Genomic DNA, 18,908 nt, shown 5'->3' with positions numbered 1-18,908 from the left:
GTCGATGATGAAACAGTTTGAAGTGCTACCTGCTGTGCAACACTTTCTGTCCCAGCCTGGCCGCCTGTTTATCGGTGGCAGTTGGCAGGACGCCGCCGCTGGCCGGCGGTTTGCCGTGGAAAACCCGGCAACTGAAGAAACCCTGACGGAAGTGGCCCAAGGTGACGCGCGTGACGTAGATGCGGCCGTTGCGGCAGCCCGCGCAGCGTTCAACGGCGCCTGGGCACTGCAGTCTCCCGCCCAGCGCGGTCTGCTGCTGTTTCGACTGGCGGACCTGTTGGATCAGCACCGCGAGGAGCTGGCGCAGTTGATCACGCTGGAGAACGGCAAACCCATCTCAGCCGCTCGAGGGGAAGCGGCCAGTGCGGCGACCATCATTCGCTACTTCGCTGGCTGGCCGACCAAGATCGAAGGCAGCACGCTGCCTGTATCGCCGGCCAGCGGTGCGCCGATGCTCAACTACACCTTGCGTGAACCGGTGGGTGTGTGCGCGCTGATCGTACCGTGGAACTTCCCGTTGAACATGTGCGTGTGGAAGCTTGGCCCAGCGCTGGCGACAGGCTGTGTCGCGGTGCTCAAGCCTGCCGAGCAAACTCCACTGGTCGCGATTCGACTGGTGCAGTTGATCGAGGCCGCCGGGTTTCCAGCGGGGGTGGTCAACCTGATCACCGGTCTTGGCGCGGAAACGGGCGGACCGCTGGCGCAGCATCCCGACGTGGACAAGATCGCCTTCACCGGCTCGACCCACGTCGGCCGGCTGATCGCTCAGGCGGCCACCAGCAACATGAAAAAAGTCTCGCTGGAACTGGGCGGCAAGTCGCCGAACATCATCTTGCCGGACGCCGATATCGTGCGCGCCGCCAAAGGTGCCGCCGACGGCATCTTCTACAACCAGGGCCAGGTGTGCACGGCTGCCTCACGTTTATACGTACACGCCAGTGTGCTCGATCAGGTGCTCGAAGAACTTGAGCGGCATGCCACCGCCCACGTGCTCGGTAATGGTTTGGACCCGGCTACCAGCATGGGCCCACTCGTGTCGGGCCGCCAATTGAGCACGGTCAAAGGCTACCTGCAACGTGGTCAGGAGGAGGGTGCCGAACTGATCTGCGGTGGCGGCCGTCCCGCCCACCTGGAGCGCGGCCACTTCATTGCGCCCAGCGTGTTCCTTGATCGCGCCGAACGTGCCTGTGTCGCCCGCGAAGAGATCTTCGGTCCGGTGCTGACCGTCATGAGCTGGACCGAAATCGACGACCTGGTGCTGCGCGCCAACGATTCGCCTTATGGCCTCGCAGCAGGCCTGTGGACCCGCGACCTGCGCTCGGCGCACCGCGTGGCAGCGCAGCTCAAGGCGGGCTCGGTGTGGATCAACTGCTGGAACGTGGTCGACGCGGCTTCGCCGTTCGGCGGGTACAAGCAATCTGGCTGGGGCCGGGAAATGGGTAAAAACGTGATCGATGCCTACACCGAGACCAAGAGCGTCTTCGTCGATCTCGCCTGAACCGAATAATCACAAGAGGAAATGCTATGGATCTGGAATTGAAAGGCCGCGTGGCCATCGTCACCGGCGGAGGTATGGGTATCGGCAAGGAAGTCGCACGTTTTCTGTCCGAAGAGGGCTGCAAGGTGGTGATCTGCGCACGCCGCATGGAGTTTCTCCAACAGGCTGCCGAAGAGATCACGGCTCAGACCGGCAACGAAGTACTGCCGCTGTATTGCGACACCAATCAGATGTCGGCCGTGTCTGACATGGTCGAAGCTGCGCACAAACACTTCGGCCGCATCGACATCCTGGTCAACGGTGCCGCAGCGCCGTCCGGAGTGGTGCGCAATGACATCGAACATGCCGGCGACGACGAGTTGCTGTCGGATCTCAACACCAAGGTGATCGGCTACTTCCGTTGCGCCAAGGCAGTGACCCCGCACATGAAGGCCGGCGGTTTCGGTCGCATCATCAACATCGGCGGCCTCACCGGGCGCAGCAGCAAAGTCCTCTCGGGGATGCGCAACCTGGCGATCGCCCACATGACCAAAACCCTCTCCGACCAGTTGGGCCCTTCGGGCATCACGGTCAACCTGATTCACCCTGGCGTGGTTGACACCCCGCACATCCAGGAGTTGTACGAGCGCGAAGCGGTCAAGCAAGGCAAGACCTCGGAACAGGTTGAGCAGGCCTACATCGACGCGACGCCGATTCGCCGCACCCTGGCACCGATTGAAATGGGCTGGCTGATTGGTTTCCTGGCGTCGCCAAAGGCTGGCGCGGTGACCGGAGAATCCATCGGCATCGACGGCGGTTTGACCCGCGGTATCTACATCTGAGGAGCACCAGCGATGAGTAACGGAACCCTGTTAGTGGCCACGGTAGGGCAGGCGGTGATCCGCAGCGCCGACGAGGGTCGGACCTGGCATCGCCTGGGCCTGGGCCAGGATCTGGAGTTCGACGCGATCACTCGATCCTTGAGCGTGCACCCCGGCGAGCCTGAGGTGATCTACGCCGGCACGGACGTAGGTTTGTGTGTCAGCCGCGACACCGGCGGCCATTGGCAGCGGGTCGATTCGCCTTTCAACGGGCAGACGGTCTGGAAAGTCGCCGTCGATCCGCAGGACGCGCAACGGATTTTCGTCGGCACCGGTGCACCTTCGCGCGCCGTACTGTGGAGGACTCTGGACGGTGGTCTCAGTTGGGATCGTGCGCCGGTTGAGATTCCGGAATTCTGCGACGGAGTCAGCCGCCCACGGCTGCTGGCTTTCGCCTATGACCCGACCGACCGCAACCAGCTATGGTTCGGCCTTGAAGAGGGTGGGTTATTCCACTCCCGTGACGGTGGCGACAGCTGGACGCGCGTCGATGATCGGCTGCTGTGGGACTACAACTCGGATGTCCACAACATTCTGGTACTGCCCAATCATGGTCAGAAAGTCATCGTGGTGGTCTGCGTCAACGCCGTCTACCGCAGCCTGGATGAGGGGCTGACCTGGACTGGCATTATCGGTCGAGAAGCGTTTGGCCTGTACTACATGCGCGCCATGAACGCGCCGTTGGGCACGCAAAGCGACCTGTACCTGAGTATTTCCGATGGCACGCCCGGTACCACCAGCAAGATCCTGGTGTCCCGTGATGCTGCGCTCAGCTGGGAAGTGCTGCCCCTGCCGCAACAACCCAACTCCTGCGTCTGGGCCATTGCCTTCAACCCGGAAAATCCGCGACAGATCGTTGCGGGAACCAAGTACGGGCACTTGTTCACCTCCGGGAATGGCGGTGATGGCTGGCAGAAACAGTGGCGCGAATTCAGTGAGATCGCTGACGTGCTCTGGACCCCCGCAGTGGCGCAGATCAAGGCAGGGCATCAATCCGTGGTCAAAAAAAGCTGAGGTATCACGCGATGAAAGTCGAAATCCTTCGTACTCACTTATCGCTCTCGGTAAGTGATCCTGATGTGTCGGCACGCTGGTACGCCGACATCCTGGGCATGCATGAAAGTGCCCGGGGCGAAAGCTGGGTCATGATGGCGTTTGGCACCAAACATCACGACATCGCCTTGCTTCGTGCAGAGCCCGGCGCCCATCAGGGCGGGTTGGGGTTGCAACACTATGGATTGGAAATCGCCGGGGACATGACCACCTTGCGCCAGCTCTACGGCATGTTGCTGGGCAAGGGCGTCGAGGTGGTGAAGATCACCGATCACGAAATCGGCCATGGTGTGTATTTCAACGACCCTGACGGTAATCGCATGGAATTTTTCCTTGAGACCGAACACGACGATGCGCGCGGCAAGGCCCGGTTCAAGGCCGCTGGCGCGCCAAGCCGACATTTCAATCTAGACCCACTAGACCCGCTTTGAGGCCACCCAGATGAAAACCGCGAATTTTGCTTCGTATCACATCCGCAAGTGGTACAGCTTTGTCGAAGAAACCCTGGCCAACGAAAGTGGCCAGTTAGCCGATGGCGAGCCGCTGTTCAAATATGCCGTCGCCGCCGTGATCGCCAACCCCTATGCCGGTCGCTACAGCGAGTCGCTGACAGAGCTGGTAGAACCGTCGCCGCTGCTGGGCGAAGAGTTCGGTCGTCGCATTCAGGCGCTGGCCGGCTCGCGGGATATTGTCAGCTACGGTAAAGCTTGCATGGTGGGCAGCCAGGGCGAATACGAACACGGCAATGCGTTCCTGACCAACCCGGCTGCCGATCCGGTGCGCCTGGCGCTGGGCGGGGGCAAATCCTGGGTGCCGTCCACCGGCAAACGGGGCGCCCCAGGTTCAACCATCGATGTGCCGTTGGCCCACAAGGATGCACTGTATGTACGCTCCCATTACGACAGCATGTCCTTGATGTTTGGCGACGGCCCCGCGCCGGATGAGGTGATCGTGATCTGGGCCTTCGCCACGCGCGGGCGCTTGCATGCGCGGCTGGGCGGTCTGCAGGCGGCAGACGTCAAAGGTATTGATGGGCTGCACTGATTTCAGGCGCATGGCTTTAGCGGCGTCGGATTAAAAACACAACAAGAAAGCGGTGAATAGCGATGAAGCAGGAGAAGACCCAAGTTGTCATTGTCGGCGGCGGCCCTAACGGGATCACGGCCGCACACTATATGGGGATGTACGGTATCGACTGCGTCGTCCTTGAACTTGCCGACGGCGTACTGCCTTATCCACGCGCGGTGGGCATGGATGATGAAGCACTGCGCGTACTGCAGGGGATCGGCATCGCCGATCTCGCTGTACGCGACATGATCTGCGATGTACCGCTGCGCTATTACAATGCACGCGGTGTGTGCTTCGCCGAGGTCAAGCCGAGTACCGCCCATTACGGCTGGCCAATGCGTAATATCTTCATGCAGCAGTTGCTGGAAGGCACGTTGCGCGAAACCCTGGGACAGCGTGCCAGCGTTGTGTTGCGCCAAGGCCACGAAATGCTCGAACTCGAGCAGGACGGGCAGGGCGTGACATTGCAGGTGCGCGATGCTCAAGGCGAGATTTATCAACTGCGGGCTGACTATGTCATCGGCGCCGATGGCGGACGCTCCACTGTGCGTAAAAAGCTCGGTATCGAGCTGTCGGGGCTGACACATGCGCGCAAATGGGTGGTGGTCGATACGGCCAATGACACCCTCGATGCACCCTACACCGCACTGCATGCCGACCCGGAGCGGCCCTTCGTGTGCATCTATCTGCCGTACCAGCAACGCCGCTGGGAATTCATGCTCCTGGAGGGCGAAGATGAAGCGAGGATGTGTGAGGAAAGCACCATTCGCGACTTGATCCGTGGGCATATCGGCAACGCGGTCGATCAGTTGAACATCATCCGCATCCGAGCCTATACCCACCACTCCCGGGTCGCGGTGCGGTTTGTAGAAGGGCGTGTGGCGCTGGTGGGCGATGCCGCGCATATTTCTCCACCCTGGGCCGGGCAGGGCCTCAATTCCGGGCTGAGGGACGTGGCCAACGTGGCCTGGAAACTGGCGGCGATCATCCAGGGCCGTGCCTCGCACTCGATCCTCGCCAGCTACGACCAGGAGCGCCGTGGGCATGCCACCGAGCTGGTAGCCCTGGCCGACAACATGGGCGCGGTACTGGGAATGACCAACCCGCTGATGGCCGGCGTGCGCGACTGGCTGTTCCAGGCGGTGAACAGTGTCGACAACCTGCGCTCGCACCTGCTGGAGTTCAAATTCAAACCCAAGGCCACCATCACCAAGGGCTTGGTCTATCACGAGCGGGCCGAGTTGCGCGAGGACGACCTGGTCGGCCAGCTGTTTGTACAGCCGCATATCGAAGACGCCCAGGGGCAGCGTCGTCGCCTGGACGAAGTGCTTGGCAATTCCTATGCGGTGCTGGGTTATCGGGTGAACCCGCGCGAGCAACTCAGCGAGGAAATGACCGCTTATTGGGCGCGCTGGGACACGCGTTTTATTCAGGTCAATCGTTCGCGCAGTGGCATCGGACGTGGCCAGCCGTTGACGGCCTCGGACGCCATCAGCGTGGAGGACGTGGATAATCGCCTGGGTGAATGGTTCTCCAAGGTGCGTGACTGCATCGTGGTGGTGCGTCCTGACCGGTTTGTCGCCGCCATTACCACACCAGAGAGGCTTGAAGGTGTGCTGCGCAAACTGGCGGAGCAACTGTCATGAACAGCGGCAACGCGCTACTTAACCGGCTACATCAGGCAACGCGCACGGTGCAAGCCATTGCGCCACTGGCCCCCGAGGCGATAGATCGGCTTGCGGGTTATGCGCTGCAACGCGAAGCGCTGGATCACCAACAAGCCGCAGGCGAGCGACTGAGCGGGTGGAAGGTCGCCTTCGCCGGCAGCGCCGCGCAAAAACGCTTTGGCCTTGACGAGCCGGTGTATGGCGGCCTGATGGATACCATGATTGTCGAGCCGGGTACGGCGGTGGCGTTCTCGCGATTGATCCAGCCCAAGCTGGAGATCGAATTGGCGTTTGTACTCGGGCGTACCCTGGCGCCGGGGGACTACCGTGACGAGGATATTCTGGCCGCCATCGGCGACGTGGCGCCTGCGTTCGAGATCGCTGACTGCCGTTGGCAGGGCTGGAGTTTCGGAGTGGGCGCCTTTCTGGCCGATAACGCGGCGGCGGGGCTTTATTGTCTCGGACCGCGCATCCCGTTCGATCCTGTAGACCACGTCAACGTAGCGTATCGCCTGGAGTGCGACGGCGCGCTCTGCGGTAACGGTGATACGCGCGATCGGGAGGACAGCCCGCTGGCCAATCTGTGCTGGCTGATTCGGCGTCTGTTGGCCGACGGTCAACGTGTGGAGGCTGGGCAGGTCGTGCTGTCCGGGGCGTTGTTGCCGCCAATGAATATCCAGCCCGCCACGTACTGCCTGCATATGCTTGGCATGGAACTGGCTTTGGTTTTCACGGCGGACGCCGCCCCGGTGTGAACGATAGCTGCCGTCACGGATGACTGAGTCCCTTTCAGGCCGATAAACAAACGGGGCCACCGAGGAACGACGACCATGCTTGCTGAAGTTCGAACCTTCAATGACCCTCAACAACACGCTGGCTCCATCCAGGGCTGGCGGCAAGTGTATGACCAACTCGGCCGTGGCTGCCTGACCAGTGAGCTGCGGCAGTTGTCCTCTGACCGCTTCCAAATCTTCCAGGAAGTGCTGGACAAACGCGTGGTACAGCGCGGCTATGCGCCAAAAGGTCGGCTGTGCGCAGCCATGTCGTTAGGCTGCGCGCCGGTGGTGCAGGGGCAACAGGTGGGCACTCACAGCGTGGTACTGTTGCGTGACGGCGAGGAGTTTGTGTTGCACGCCCCTGAAGGCATGCACTTCTTCGCGCTCAATATCGACGCGGTACGCTTCGCCAAACTGGCGGCCTTCGAACTGTCTGACGATCAGCTCAAGCGCCTGAAGACCACGTCCCAACTCAGCGTGGATGACGCGTTACTGTTGCGAATACGTCAGCGTATCCACCCGCTGTTTCATCACCTTTTGGAACAGACGGACGCTATCAACTCAACCGCCGAGAAAATGCTGGAGGAAGAACTGCTCGGCGCGTTCCTCGATTTGTTCAGCCACGCCACCGATGAGGTACGTTGTCGTCGCGGTAATTTCGCCGTGAGTGCTTACCTGGTGAAGCGTTGCCAAGAGCTGATCGATGCCAGCGGTGATACACCACTGAGCATTCTCGACCTGTGCGAGCACCTGCGGGTGAGTCGCCGGACCCTGCAGAACAGTTTTCAGGCAGTGACCGGAATGCGTCCGGTCGAATACCTGCGCAATCTACGCCTCAACGCGGTGCGACGCCGCTTGATCACAACCTCTGCCTGCACTCACAACATCAGTGAGATCGCGATGGCGATGGGCTTTTTTCATCTGAGCCACTTTGCCGCGCATTACCGGCAATTGTTCGGCGAGTCACCGTCTGAAACGCTCAGGGCAATGCGCTAAAGACCTCATGTGCGGCTGACGCTTTCCTCCCACCCGATTTCCTTTTCCAGGCTGATATTCAAGCGCTCATGAAATTTTGAAAGGGAGGGTCAGGCGTAGTTGATCCGGTCGGTGTAGGCGTTCTGGGTCATTTGGCGTTGATAGTCGCAAGGCGTTGTACTGACCAGTTTCTTGAAGTCGCGCAGGAAGTGCGATTGATCGGAAAAGCCCAGGTCGAGGGCCAGCTCCGAAAACGATACATCGTGTTGGGTATTGAGGGTGTCCAGAGCTGCCTGGCAGCGGATGATTCGGCAAAAGGTCTTGGGTGACATACCAGTGTCCTGGCTGAACTGTCGGTGCAGCGTGCGACTGGTGTACCCGCTGAGTTCTTCCAGTTGCTGAATACGAATATCACCGCGGTGGCGCAGCGCCTGCTGAATGACCATGGCCGTGAGTGCTGACGTTCTCCCCATCAGGCGGGGGGCGAGGTAGTCGTTGAACAGCCGCATCTGATCGCCCAGCAGTGGTGCTTGAACGATATTTTCGAAGATGCGCTGGGCGAACCCCGAGACCTCCAGCAGGTCGAGTTCCCGTTCGGTCAATTCCTCGGCCAGCACATTGATAAATCCGGGAATGACGCCCGGTGAAAAGCGCACGCCGAAGTAGTGATGGTTCTGGTGTAACTCGACCGCTTGGGCAGCCAGCGGCGTGCCACAGATCCGGGCGGTAGGGCGTGTTGCATCACAGTCGAAAACAATATCCACGCAACCGTCCGGCACGGCCAGCAGGTTGGCTGATTGAGCCACATCGAAGGCATAGAAATGCGAGATCGCCGGGTGTTCGGAGGGCATGACCGAATACCGTGAAGAGTTGAGCACGAACCAGGGCTGTTCGTTCGCAGTGTGGTGCCTGGGAGGCGGCGCGCACTGTTTGATCATGGTTGCACCTTCGATGAGCAGCGATACGGAAGTTTTCACGCATTAATCACGCCAACTGTTGCGCGCCGGTCAATCGGGCATGTCCGAAATTTACAATACCGCCGAAAAGCGCGCCCTGATACTCGAGGTCGACAGCGTGGAGCTGCGCCTACCGCAGCGATATCACCTTCAGCCCGAGAATAACTATGTCTACAAATACAAAAATCGACTTCATCTACCTCTCCGAGCAGGACATGATCCGCGCGGGCGTGACTGACATGCTGGCGTGCGTGAACACCATGGAGGAGATGTTCGGCCTGCTCTATGCCGGTGACTATCGCATGGCCGGTCCGAACAATGACTCCCATGGCGCGATGGTGATCTTCCCGCAGGATTCACCCTTCCCGAACATGCCCAAGCCCACGGCTGACCGACGCATGATGGCCATGCCTGCCTACCTGGGCGGCAGCTTTTGCACCGCAGGCGTGAAGTGGTACGGCTCCAATATCGCCAACCGCGAAAAAGGCCTGCCGCGCTCGATTCTGATGTTTACCTTGAACGACCCCGACACCGGCGCACCGCTGGCCCATATGTCGGCCAACCTGCTGTCCGCGTACCGCACCGGTGCGATTCCCGGCGTGGGCGCGCGCCACCTGGCACGCAAGGACTCGAAAGTCGTCGGCCTACTCGGCCCGGGTGTGATGGGCAAGACCACACTGGCGGCATTCATCGCGGTATGCCCGCATATCGACACACTGAAGATCAAGGGTCGTGGCCAGAAGAGCCTCGATAACTTTATCGCCTGGGTCAAGGAAACCTATCCGCAGGTCACCACGATCGAAGTGGTCGACACCCTTGAAGCGGTGGTTCGTGACTCCGACCTTGTTACTTATTGTAGCTCCGGTGAGGTGGGTGATCCCACAACCTACCCAATTGTGAAGCGCGAGTGGGTCAAGCCAGGTGCCTTCCTCGCGATGCCTGCATCCTGCTCCCTTGACGACGGGATGGAACAGCGCGACGTACGCAAGGTGCTGGACAACACCGGTCTCTACCAAGCCTGGTTTGAAGAACTGCCCAAGCCTGCGCATCACTGCGTGCCGGTGATTGGCGTGCGCTTCATGGACATGATTGCCGAAGGCAAGATGCGGCTCGAAGACGTCGAGGACATTGGCAAGATCATCGCCGGGGCCGCGCAAGGCCGTAGGAACGATGAAGAAATCATCATCATGTCGGTGGGCGGAATGCCCGTGGAAGACGTGGCCTGGGGCACGGTGGTTTACCGCAACGCCATCGAAAAAGGCATCGGCGTCACCTTGAACCTGTGGGAAACCCCGGTTCTGCGTTAAGCCAGCCATCACTTATTTTGAAGAGGCATTCCACATGACAAACATCATCAAGCTCAAGACCGGTTCCCCGTTTGAAGATCAGGCCAGTTATTCGCGCCTGGTGGTCGTGGACAACTGGATCTACGTGTCCAACACCGCAGGCCGCAACCCACAAACCAAGCTGATCCCGGAAGATATCCTCGAACAGACCCATCAGGTATTCGCCAACATCGAGGCGGCCCTGGCGGCGGTCGATGCGAGCCTGGCGGACGTGGTGTGTTCGCGGGTGTTCATCCAGGACCCCAAGGACGTACCTGCCGTGATGGCCCTGATCGGCGAAAAGTTTCGCGGCGTTGACCCTGCCAGCACCGTCACCTGTCCGCCCTTGGGGTCGACGGTCTACAAGGTGGAGCTGGAAGTGACGGCGTATCGCAACGCGTCGAAGGCGCAAGTTGAAGTCATTCGACTGTCGCAGTAACTGTCACGCGGCCATGCGCAGGCGTGGCCTACCTCATTCGTTTACCGAGTCTTGATCATGGCACCCACTATAGCGCCCGTGAAAACGTCTACCGTGTTTCCTTCCGCAACCTCCGTCGTCATCATTGGCGGCGGGATTATCGGCCTGACTGCAGCGTTGACATTGGCCGAACGCAATATTGCGGTGGTGGTGCTGGAAAAAGGTTGTATCGCCGGCGAGCAGTCGTCACGCAACCTGGGCTGGGTACGCAAGACCAGCCGCCATGCGGCCGATATCCCCCTTGCCCTCGCCGCTGACCGTCTGTGGGCAAAGATGCCTGAGCGGGTAGGGGCGGATGTCGGGTATCGCCAGGAGGGCATCATGTTCGTGGGTCGCAACCCATCGCAGATGGCGATGCATGAGGGATGGCTCAAGTCGGTGGAGCATTTGTCGCTGGATTCACGGCTGCTCAGCAAGCGCGAGATTGACGCGTTGGTGCCCGGTGGCGTGGGTGAATGGGCCGGTGGCATCTTCACGCCGTCCGATGCGCGTGCAGAACCGACGCTGGCAAGCAGCGCTATCGCCAAGGCCGCCATGGACCTGGGTGTGGTGATTATCGAGCAGTGCGCGGTTCGGACGCTGCAGATGTCCGCCGGCACGGTCAGTGGCGTGGTCACCGAGCAAGGTGAGATTCGCTGTGATCATGTGCTGCTGGCTGGGGGGATGTGGTCACGGCGTTTTCTGGGCAACCTCGGTGTGTCGTTGCCGACCTTGCCCTTGACCTGCTCGGTGCTACGTACTCACCCAATGGAGGGGCCGACGGAAATTGCTGTCGGCGCACCGGATTTTTCGTTTCGCAAGCACAAGGACGGCGGCTTCATCATTACCCAGCGCGGCAAACTGGATGCCTTCCTGACCCTCGACCACCTGTTGCTCGCCAAGCAATACATGCCGCAGTTCCGTGCGCAACGCAGCGTTCTGAACGTGTCGTTGGGCAAGCCTTTTTTCAATGACCTGGCGCTTGCCCGGCGTTGGAAATCCGACAGTGTCAGCCCGTTCGAGCGCGTCAGGGTGCAGGACCCGGCCGCCAACCCGCGGCTCAATAACGATGCGATGAACAACCTCATTGCGGCCTGGCCGGTATTTGAACAGGCCCGGATTGCCCAGGCCTGGGCAGGCACTATTGACGTCACGCCGGATTCCAACCCGGTCATTGGGCCGGTCGCGCAGATTCCGGGGCTGACCGTGGCCACCGGCTTCTCGGGGCACGGCTTCGGCACGTCGCCGGCGGCAGGTCACCTCGCCGCGGATCTCGTCAGCGGTCATGCGCCGATCATTGATCCAAGCCCTTATCGGTTCGATCGTTTCTAGGTCGGTCGAAGCCACGCATATAAGGAACCAAACGATGCCTTCTGACAGCTGTTTCTTTACCAACCGATCTGGCTTGCGCCTGCACTTTTTGCGCTGGGGTGAATCCACCGGTGTGCCTCTGGTGCTATTGCATGGCTTGCGGGCTTATGCCCAAACCTGGGAATCGCTGGTGCAATCTCTGGGTGCAGGCTACTGCATCTATGCCCTGGACCAGCGCGGTCGAGGACTGAGTGACTGGGCCGCGCCCGGCAGCTACCACACGCAGTCGTATGTCGAGGACCTCGAGGACTTGGTCGCCCATGTTGGCTTGTCGCGTTTTGTATTGCTGGGGCACTCATTAGGGGGCGCCAACGCCCTTGAATATGCGCGGCAAAATCCGGGGCGATTGATTGGCTTGATGATCGAGGACATCGGCCCCGGCTCCTCAATCCAGGGCGATGGCGCCGCGCGCATTCGCCGCGAAATGAGCCAGACGCCTTTGCAGTTCGATAGCTGGGAGGCGGCCCGCACATTCTGGCAGGCTTCGCGCCCTGGGTTGTCGGAACAGGGCCTGGCATCAAGGCTCACTCATTCGATGAAAGAGAGCGATGGCGTGATCACCTGGCGCCATGATCAGCAGGGTATTGCCGAGGCGCGCCTGAGTATCGAGCCGACGGACCTATGGCCGGCGGTACGCGCGCTGGATTGCCCGACCCTGTTCATTCGCGGCGGCCGCTCGGACTTTCTGCCACCCGCGATGCTGCAGGCGATGAGCGCCAGCAATCCGCACGTGCGGACGGTGGAGGTCGCAGGCGCCAGTCACTATGTACACGATGATCAAGGCGAGGTGTTCAACGCGCTGGTCGCAGGCTTTCTCAAAAGTCTTGAGCTCCCGGGCCAATGAAACCCACGGCACGGTGAGAATCAAACCGGCGATGGAAACCCCATTGACCGCCTTGCGTCGGGTTGAATTGGCGATTGAGGCGGGCATTCCTGCGGGTGCACTGATTCAGCTGGCGGGTCTGGACTTGAAGACACCACTCAAGACAAAGGCATAACGTTCTGGGCGGATGTAGAAGGTCGTACGGTCGCAGCAGCGGCCGTCGGCAAACCAGGAGGTGCGCTCCATGACCAGCAGTGCCGCGCCACGTTTGATGTGCAAGGCACTGGCCAGGTGTTTATCGGCTTCTTGCGCGCGGATCGCCAGATCGGCTCGGGTGACCGCCATGCCAGTGATCGACTCGAGAATGGAGTAAATCGGTTGATGCTCGACTTCAGTCCAGACCACGCTGGCCAATTCGGCCGGTAAATGGCTGCGGCCCAGCGCGATGGGTTCGTCATCGACGAAATGCAGTCGTTCCAGAAGCAGGCAGTCGTCCGCTTCTTCAAACAAACCACGCAACGCCTCTGGAACCGGCTGCAGGGTATGGCTGATGACGCGCATGCTCGGTTCGAGCCCTTGCAGCAACAAGGCTTCATGAAAACTACGCAACGCGTCCAGGCCGTGCCGCACCTGTTTGGCCGCCACGAAGGTGCCTTTGCCTTGTTTGCGCTCCACTACGCCGTCGTCGCTGAGTTTGCCCACCGCCAGGCGAACGGTGACGCGGCTCACCGCAAAACGTTTACCCAGCTCTGCTTCTGACGGCAGCTTGCCGCTTGGCTCAAAGTCGCCGCGTTGAATCTCTTCCAGCAATTGCTGGGCGATCTGCTCGTAGAGTGAGGTGGTGCTGTCGCGAAGAATAGACGTAGACACTGTCGGTTTCCATGGCCTTGGAGGAGGGCGGTACGCCTTCACTTCTAAGGTTATAAAAATAGGTTATTGGGACTACTTGTATTAATACGTATTATGTCAGGCAATCCCATTGTAAACGACCTGACGACACTTGCCATGTTCAAAACCCTCCCTTACGCACAGCAGCAAGCCGATGCGCTGACGGTCGATGACATCAGCTTCAGCTACCCCAATGGGCATCGCGTGTTTTCCTCTTTCAGTCTGAACGCCAGGCCCGGTGAGTTCGTCGCGATCCTGGGGCCATCCGGCTGCGGGAAAACCACCTTGCTGAACTTGTTGTCAGGTTTTGTGCAACCGCAAAGTGGTCAGATCTGTATCAACCAGACGGCGGTTCGTCCAGAGCGTTCGGAGTTGGGTTATGTGTTCCAGGCGCCGCAGTTGTTTCCCTGGTTGAGCGCCTTGGAAAACGTCCGTTTCGGCCTGCGAATGGCGGCTCGGATCAACGAATCGCAGCAGCGTTCTCAAGCCTTGCAGTACCTTCGCCTGGTCGGTCTGGAGAATGCTACGCATCGGTTGCCGCATCAGCTGTCTGGCGGCATGCAGCAGCGGGTTTCCTTGGCCAGGACCCTGGCATTGGAGCCCAGCGTGTTGCTGATGGATGAGCCATTCGCTGCACTGGATGCCATCAGCCGCAACAGCATGAACGAAGAGACCTTGTGCATCTGGGCTGAATTGGGTCAGACGGTGCTGTTCATTACCCACGATATCGACGAAGCGGTGTTTCTGGCGGATCGGGTCATCGTGCTCAACATCGCCCCCGGCGGTATCCACAGCGAACTGAATTTTCATTTGCCGCGCCCTCGCTCCAACCTCGAAACCCGCCGGTTGCCGGCCTTTCTCGATTACCGCAATGAGCTGATGGAGCGTATTTCCCAGGTCATGGAAGTGCCTGCAGCCTCCGCTTACCCAACCCGCCAACCTGAGTTGACAGCATGATCAAACATTCGCTGCTTGCCCTTTCCTTGTCTGTTGCCGCCTTGGCAAGCAGCGTATTCGCCATGGCTGGCGAAGAGAAACCCTTGCGTGTGGGTTACGTATTCGCCATGGCCAACGCCCCGGCGTTGATCGCCGACAAACAGGGCTACTACCGCGAGGAAGGCTTGAATGTCGATCTCAAGGCCTTGGGCGATGGTCCGGTAATCCAGCAGGCGCTGGCCGCTGGCGAGCTGGATGTGGCCTATGTCGGTACGCCGCCGGTGTATCAATGGTTTTCCCGGGGGCTGCAAAGCCGGATTCTGGCCAAGGTCAATTACGGTCAGGCTGCGGTGATTGTCGACGCCAAGAGTCCGGTTACCGCCTTGGATGAACTCAAGGGGAAAAAACTGGCCGGGGTCAAGAAGGGCAGTGGCATGGATGTGCTGCTGCGCGGCTATGTGCTGAAAGAAAAGGCCGGTCTCAATCCTGACAAGGATCTGGACATCATCGACATGCCACCCGGCAATATGAACGCGGCGCTGGAGCGCGGCATTGTCGATGCGGCGTTTTCCTGGGAACCCTTTGTCAGCCAGTCGTTGTTGCGCGGGTCGAGCCGGATCCTGCTCGACGTCAATCAGGCGCTGCCGAATTACCCTTGGTACGTGGTGATCGCCTTACCGAAAACCTTGCAGGAGCGACCGGACGATGTGGTGAGGCTGCTGCGTGCGCACCGCAAGGCCATCGCCTTTCTCAACGAGCACCCCGATGAGTCGAATCGAATCATCGCCGAGGCGTTCAAGCTTGAAGCGGTGCAAGGCGTAGACGGCAAGACCATCGCCCCGCAAGCCATCGTCGCCCAGGCACGTACCCGGTTGGGCTGGTCAGCGGACTTGCAGTCTGCGGATATTCAATTCATCCAGCGCCTGATGAATTACTCCCACGACCTGGGCTTTATCGATACCACGCTCAAGACCGAACAGATCGTGGATACCTCCTACCTGCAAAAAAGCCTCGCACTGAGTCTGTCATGTCCTTGCCAAAACCGAATTGGGGATGGGCGTCACTGCCATTCCTGCTGTTGATCTGGATGGCCCTGGCCAGCCGCTTTCCCACTTACATCCTGCCGCAGCCATGGGATGTTGCCCGCGAGGCTGTGCGCTGGCTGGGCGACAGTTCGCTGTGGCAGCACCTGCGGGCCAGCGTCCTTGAAGAGGTTGGCGGCTTTTGCGCGGCGGTGATCGTCGCGATTCTGCTGGGTACTGCCGGTGGCCTGTCCTCGCGTTTTCGCGATTTCAGCTCGCCGCTCAACAGCCTGTTCATGGCCATCCCGCCGATCGCCTGGGCACCGCTGATCATGATCATTTTCGGCCTGGGCTATGTCTCCATCGTGCTGGTGATTTTCATTGCCGCGATGTTCCCCATGGCCGTGACCATTCAGGAGGGCGTGCAGAGTATCCGCGGCGGTGAAGTCCGTGCGGCACGCACCTTGGGCGCCAACCGCTGGCAACTGCTGGCCCACGTTTACCTGCCGGCCTCGCTGCCCTTCGTGACGGCGGCGTTGCGCATCGGCTTCAGCCAGGGCTGGAGGGCATTGGTCGCGGCGGAAATGATCGGTGCGTCCCAGGGCATCGGCTGGATGGTGTCGACGGGTGGGCAGATCGGCAACAGCAGCCAGGTGCTGCTGGGCATTGTGGTGATCGGCCTGATTGCCTGGCTGATGGAGAGTTTTGTGTTCAGGCGTATCGAGCGTCATTACCAGAAATGGCGAGTGCAGTAAGCATCGTCATTTGACTTCAACCCCCTTCAAACCTTCAGTGGACCACTGCACGAGGTGTCATGTGAGTAACGTTTTCGATCCCCGCGAAGCCGGGTATTACATTGCCCCTCAAGGCCTCTACGAACGCAACAAACAACGCCCGTTTCTGGGCAGCATCCACTGTGATCGTGACACGCTGATTGCTGGCCAATGGGATGAAATCACCTTGGTCTACGAGGTCGGCGGCAGCGGCCTTGCGGACGGCGCCTGGCTGAAACTGGCCTTCAAGTTCTACTCCGACTGGGCCTTGTTCCAGACCTCGAATCCGACTGGCCCCAACTATGTCAGCGCCGAATATCAGGCAGGCGAGCTGGTCCCTGGCCAGAGCCAGGCCTCTGTGCAGCATCTGAAAGTGCGCTTCGACCAGAAGGGGCATGAACGGCCGTTTCAGAAAGCGATCATCATCGACATCATCGACGGTTACCTGAATCCGGGAGACAAAATAATCATTCGCCTGGGCGATCGTCGTCAGGGCGGCGCGGGTACGCGGGTGCAGAGTTTTGTCGAGAAGGACTTCCGTTTCCGTTTGTTCATCGACCCGCTGGGCAGCTCGAAATTTGCCGAGGTGCCGGGTGACCCGCTGCTGAACATCGTGCCGGGACCGGCGCAAAGCGTGCAGTTGATCGTGCCTCGCCTGGTCAGCGCGGGTGAGGCGTTCGACGTACTGCTCAGGGTGGATGATGCCTGGGGCAACACCTGCCGCAACTTGCCGCTCCAAGGTGTCCTGACTTTGGTTGATCCCGAAGGGGGGGAGCGACAACAACCGTTCACCCTGGCGGCTGAAGGTTGGGCGACTGCCCGGCTTGAGGGTTTTGATCTCGGTGCGGTGGGGGAGTGGCGCTTGTCGGCCGAGGTGGCGGCACCTTTTGTGCGTGCCGCTCGGGCGTTTGTCACTGTCGATCCGGCCGGCACTGCATTGCGCCCGCTGTACGCCGACCTGCATGTGCACTCCGATGACACGGTGGGCACCAACGACACCTTGTACAACCTCAGCTACGGTCGCGATGTCGCCGGGCTCGATGTCCTCGGTTACACCGCCAATGATTTCAATATCACTGAGCAGCGCTGGGATCAGGCGGTCAACCTGATTCACGAACTCAATGAACCAGGACGATTTGTTTGCTATCCCGGCACCGAATGGTGCGGCAACTCTTGCGCGGGTGGTGACCGTAATGTGGTGTTCCTGCATGACCGCAAACCCGAGTTTCCCTTCGACAATCAAGGTCGGCTGGTGCGTTCTTTCGAGTGGAACGAGTTCACCGCCGGCACCATCAAGCCGGGTGCCTGGCCGGTGGATGAGTTGTATGCCGCCTATGCCAAGGACCCCGAAGGGCATTTGATGATGCCTCACGTCGGCGGACGCCGTTGCAACCTCGACTGGCACCATCCGGAGCTGGAGCGCCTGATCGAGGTCGGCTCGGCCTGGGGGCAGTTCCATTGGGTCTACGCCGAAGCGCTTCAGCGTGGCTATCGAGTGGGTGCCGCGGCGAACAGCGATGAGCATCAGGGGCGTTGTGGCGGTGGTGTTCCGGCCACGGCGGTGTTCGGCTCTCGTGGCGGGCTGACTGGCGTGGTGGCCGAGGCCTTCGATCGAGCCAGTGTCGGCAAGGCACTTCGCGCCCGTCGCACTTTTGCCACCACCGGCGAGCGTTCATTTGCCAGCCTGCGCCAGGGCCAGCATTTCATGGGTGAAGTGTTCACCGCCGATGCAAATGCCACGCTGGACTATCGACTGCTCGGAGAGGCGGGCTGGGAGCAGGTCGATCTGTTCGATGGCGACAAACTGATCTGGTCGCGCAACCTGCATCAGGAATTGGGTTTTTCCAGCCAACGTATTCGTCTGCGCCTGGGCGGCGCAAGGATCAAGGACCGTTATCGCGGCGCCTACTGGACCGGCGAGATTCGCGTGACGGGTGCGGTCATCAACGGCTTTCGCGCCTTGGGTCTCGATCACCCCGAACAAACTGTATGGCGCAAGGATGCAACGGTTCTGGCCTTTCGCACCGACACCAACGGCGACACCGACAGCATCGAAATCGACTTGTCGCAATTGGCCGGCGCCACGCTGCAGGTTCATAGCCGCATCGATAACTACATCAAGGTCGGCGACCCGTCTGAACCGCAACCTTACGTGCATGCGCCGACGGTGCTGATGGAGTTGTCCGGCGATGAGTTGCTGGTGCAATCGCAAGTGAGTGAAGAGTTGCCGGGCGCGGAGTTGAAGGTGTCCCTCGAAAGGACAACCGCTGCGCCGCTGCCTCGTGAACTGCAAGGGCAAATCGAGCTTGCCCGGTTGAATCTGGAGCAGGGGCGTGAACATCCATTATTCATCTGCGCCCGGCAGCGCGATCAATCCCGAGTCTGGACCTCGGCGCTGTTTCTTACGTTATAAACGGCCATAAAAAAGGGCAGCTCAAAGCTGCCCTTGTCCCAACCCAT

17 protein-coding genes and 2 pseudogenes are annotated in these 18,908 nt (G+C 60.2%); 17 read left to right on the top strand and 2 right to left on the bottom strand.

Annotation, left to right across the window (positions count from 1 at the left end; genetic code table 11):
• Nucleotides 1-7 precede the first annotated feature (7 nt).
• The 8 genes from JUI81_RS22725 (at nucleotide 8) to JUI81_RS22690 (ending at nucleotide 7,918) form a co-directional block, all read left to right on the top strand.
• Nucleotides 8-1,498: an aldehyde dehydrogenase family protein gene (locus tag JUI81_RS22725; RefSeq protein WP_019578592.1), complete on the top strand. Its 1,491-nt coding sequence runs from the start codon at nucleotides 8-10 to the stop codon at nucleotides 1,496-1,498.
• A gap of 26 nt (nucleotides 1,499-1,524) precedes the next feature.
• The gene (locus JUI81_RS22720; protein ID WP_019578593.1) at nucleotides 1,525-2,319 is read left to right on the top strand and encodes an SDR family NAD(P)-dependent oxidoreductase; all 795 of its coding nucleotides are present in this window, start codon (nucleotides 1,525-1,527) and stop codon (nucleotides 2,317-2,319) included.
• 12 nt (nucleotides 2,320-2,331) lie between these two features.
• Nucleotides 2,332-3,372 (top strand): YCF48-related protein, encoded by a 1,041-nt coding sequence (locus JUI81_RS22715; protein WP_018927857.1) that lies wholly within the window; start codon nucleotides 2,332-2,334, stop codon nucleotides 3,370-3,372.
• Nucleotides 3,373-3,383: 11 nt separating this feature from the next.
• Nucleotides 3,384-3,842, top strand: coding sequence for a VOC family protein (locus JUI81_RS22710; protein ID WP_018927858.1), 459 nt, complete (start codon nucleotides 3,384-3,386; stop codon nucleotides 3,840-3,842).
• A 10-nt stretch (nucleotides 3,843-3,852) separates the two neighbouring features.
• A complete protein-coding gene (locus JUI81_RS22705) occupies nucleotides 3,853-4,455 on the top strand; it encodes an amino acid synthesis family protein (protein ID WP_018927859.1) in 603 nt (200 codons plus the stop codon).
• A 62-nt stretch (nucleotides 4,456-4,517) separates the two neighbouring features.
• Entirely contained in the window at nucleotides 4,518-6,125 is a 1,608-nt protein-coding gene (locus JUI81_RS22700) for a bifunctional 3-(3-hydroxy-phenyl)propionate/3-hydroxycinnamic acid hydroxylase (protein WP_204125079.1), read from the top strand.
• Entirely contained in the window at nucleotides 6,122-6,901 is a 780-nt protein-coding gene (locus JUI81_RS22695; RefSeq protein WP_204125078.1) for a 2-keto-4-pentenoate hydratase, read from the top strand. Before JUI81_RS22700 ends, JUI81_RS22695 begins: the two co-directional genes overlap by 4 nt.
• A 75-nt stretch (nucleotides 6,902-6,976) precedes the next feature.
• Nucleotides 6,977-7,918: a helix-turn-helix domain-containing protein gene (locus JUI81_RS22690; protein WP_018927862.1), complete on the top strand. Its 942-nt coding sequence runs from the start codon at nucleotides 6,977-6,979 to the stop codon at nucleotides 7,916-7,918.
• Between the two features lie 89 nt (nucleotides 7,919-8,007).
• Here JUI81_RS22690 and JUI81_RS22685 read toward each other — a convergent pair whose 3' ends face one another.
• Nucleotides 8,008-8,835 carry a helix-turn-helix domain-containing protein gene (locus tag JUI81_RS22685; RefSeq protein WP_019649022.1) on the bottom strand — a complete coding sequence of 276 codons (828 nt, stop codon included), beginning with the start codon at nucleotides 8,833-8,835 and terminating at the stop codon, nucleotides 8,008-8,010.
• A gap of 185 nt (nucleotides 8,836-9,020) precedes the next feature.
• On the opposite strand from JUI81_RS22685, the gene JUI81_RS22680 reads away from it, so the two are divergent.
• The 5 genes and pseudogenes from JUI81_RS22680 to JUI81_RS32265 form a co-directional block, all read left to right on the top strand.
• Nucleotides 9,021-10,160: a tyramine oxidase subunit B gene (locus tag JUI81_RS22680; protein ID WP_028940842.1), complete on the top strand. Its 1,140-nt coding sequence runs from the start codon at nucleotides 9,021-9,023 to the stop codon at nucleotides 10,158-10,160.
• Nucleotides 10,161-10,194: 34 nt separating this feature from the next.
• A complete protein-coding gene (locus tag JUI81_RS22675; RefSeq protein ID WP_033062030.1) occupies nucleotides 10,195-10,617 on the top strand; it encodes a RidA family protein in 423 nt (140 codons plus the stop codon).
• Nucleotides 10,618-10,674: 57 nt separating this feature from the next.
• Entirely contained in the window at nucleotides 10,675-11,967 is a 1,293-nt protein-coding gene (locus JUI81_RS22670) for an FAD-binding oxidoreductase (protein WP_204125077.1), read from the top strand.
• Between the two features lie 34 nt (nucleotides 11,968-12,001).
• Nucleotides 12,002-12,850 (top strand): alpha/beta fold hydrolase, encoded by an 849-nt coding sequence (locus tag JUI81_RS22665; RefSeq protein ID WP_204125076.1) that lies wholly within the window; start codon nucleotides 12,002-12,004, stop codon nucleotides 12,848-12,850.
• A gap of 10 nt (nucleotides 12,851-12,860) precedes the next feature.
• Nucleotides 12,861-12,968, top strand: a pseudogene (locus JUI81_RS32265) (aldehyde dehydrogenase family protein); the annotation flags it as partial.
• Here JUI81_RS32265 and JUI81_RS22660 read toward each other — a convergent pair.
• The gene (locus tag JUI81_RS22660; protein ID WP_019578600.1) at nucleotides 12,956-13,699 is read right to left on the bottom strand and encodes a GntR family transcriptional regulator; all 744 of its coding nucleotides are present in this window, start codon (nucleotides 13,697-13,699) and stop codon (nucleotides 12,956-12,958) included. The pseudogene JUI81_RS32265 and the gene JUI81_RS22660 overlap by 13 nt on opposite strands.
• 135 nt (nucleotides 13,700-13,834) lie before the next feature.
• On the opposite strand from JUI81_RS22660, the gene JUI81_RS22655 reads away from it, so the two are divergent.
• The 4 genes and pseudogenes from JUI81_RS22655 to JUI81_RS22640 all read left to right on the top strand — a co-directional run bounded on the left by JUI81_RS22655 (nucleotide 13,835) and on the right by JUI81_RS22640 (nucleotide 18,861).
• A complete protein-coding gene (locus tag JUI81_RS22655; protein WP_204125075.1) occupies nucleotides 13,835-14,674 on the top strand; it encodes an ABC transporter ATP-binding protein in 840 nt (279 codons plus the stop codon).
• A pseudogene (locus JUI81_RS22650) lies at nucleotides 14,671-15,663 on the top strand (ABC transporter substrate-binding protein); the annotation flags it as partial. The gene JUI81_RS22655 and the pseudogene JUI81_RS22650, both read left to right, overlap by 4 nt.
• Before the next feature lie 17 nt (nucleotides 15,664-15,680).
• Nucleotides 15,681-16,430: an ABC transporter permease gene (locus JUI81_RS22645; RefSeq protein ID WP_019649017.1), complete on the top strand. Its 750-nt coding sequence runs from the start codon at nucleotides 15,681-15,683 to the stop codon at nucleotides 16,428-16,430.
• A 61-nt stretch (nucleotides 16,431-16,491) separates the two neighbouring features.
• Nucleotides 16,492-18,861, top strand: a complete 2,370-nt coding sequence (locus tag JUI81_RS22640) for a hypothetical protein (RefSeq protein WP_204125074.1) — start codon at nucleotides 16,492-16,494, stop codon at nucleotides 18,859-18,861.
• The last annotated feature ends 47 nt before the right edge of the window (nucleotides 18,862-18,908 follow it).

Source organism: Pseudomonas sp. 008 (genome assembly GCF_016861935.1).
In the GTDB taxonomy this organism is placed as follows: domain Bacteria; phylum Pseudomonadota; class Gammaproteobacteria; order Pseudomonadales; family Pseudomonadaceae; genus Aquipseudomonas.
This window is presented reverse-complemented; position numbering and strand designations above follow the sequence as displayed.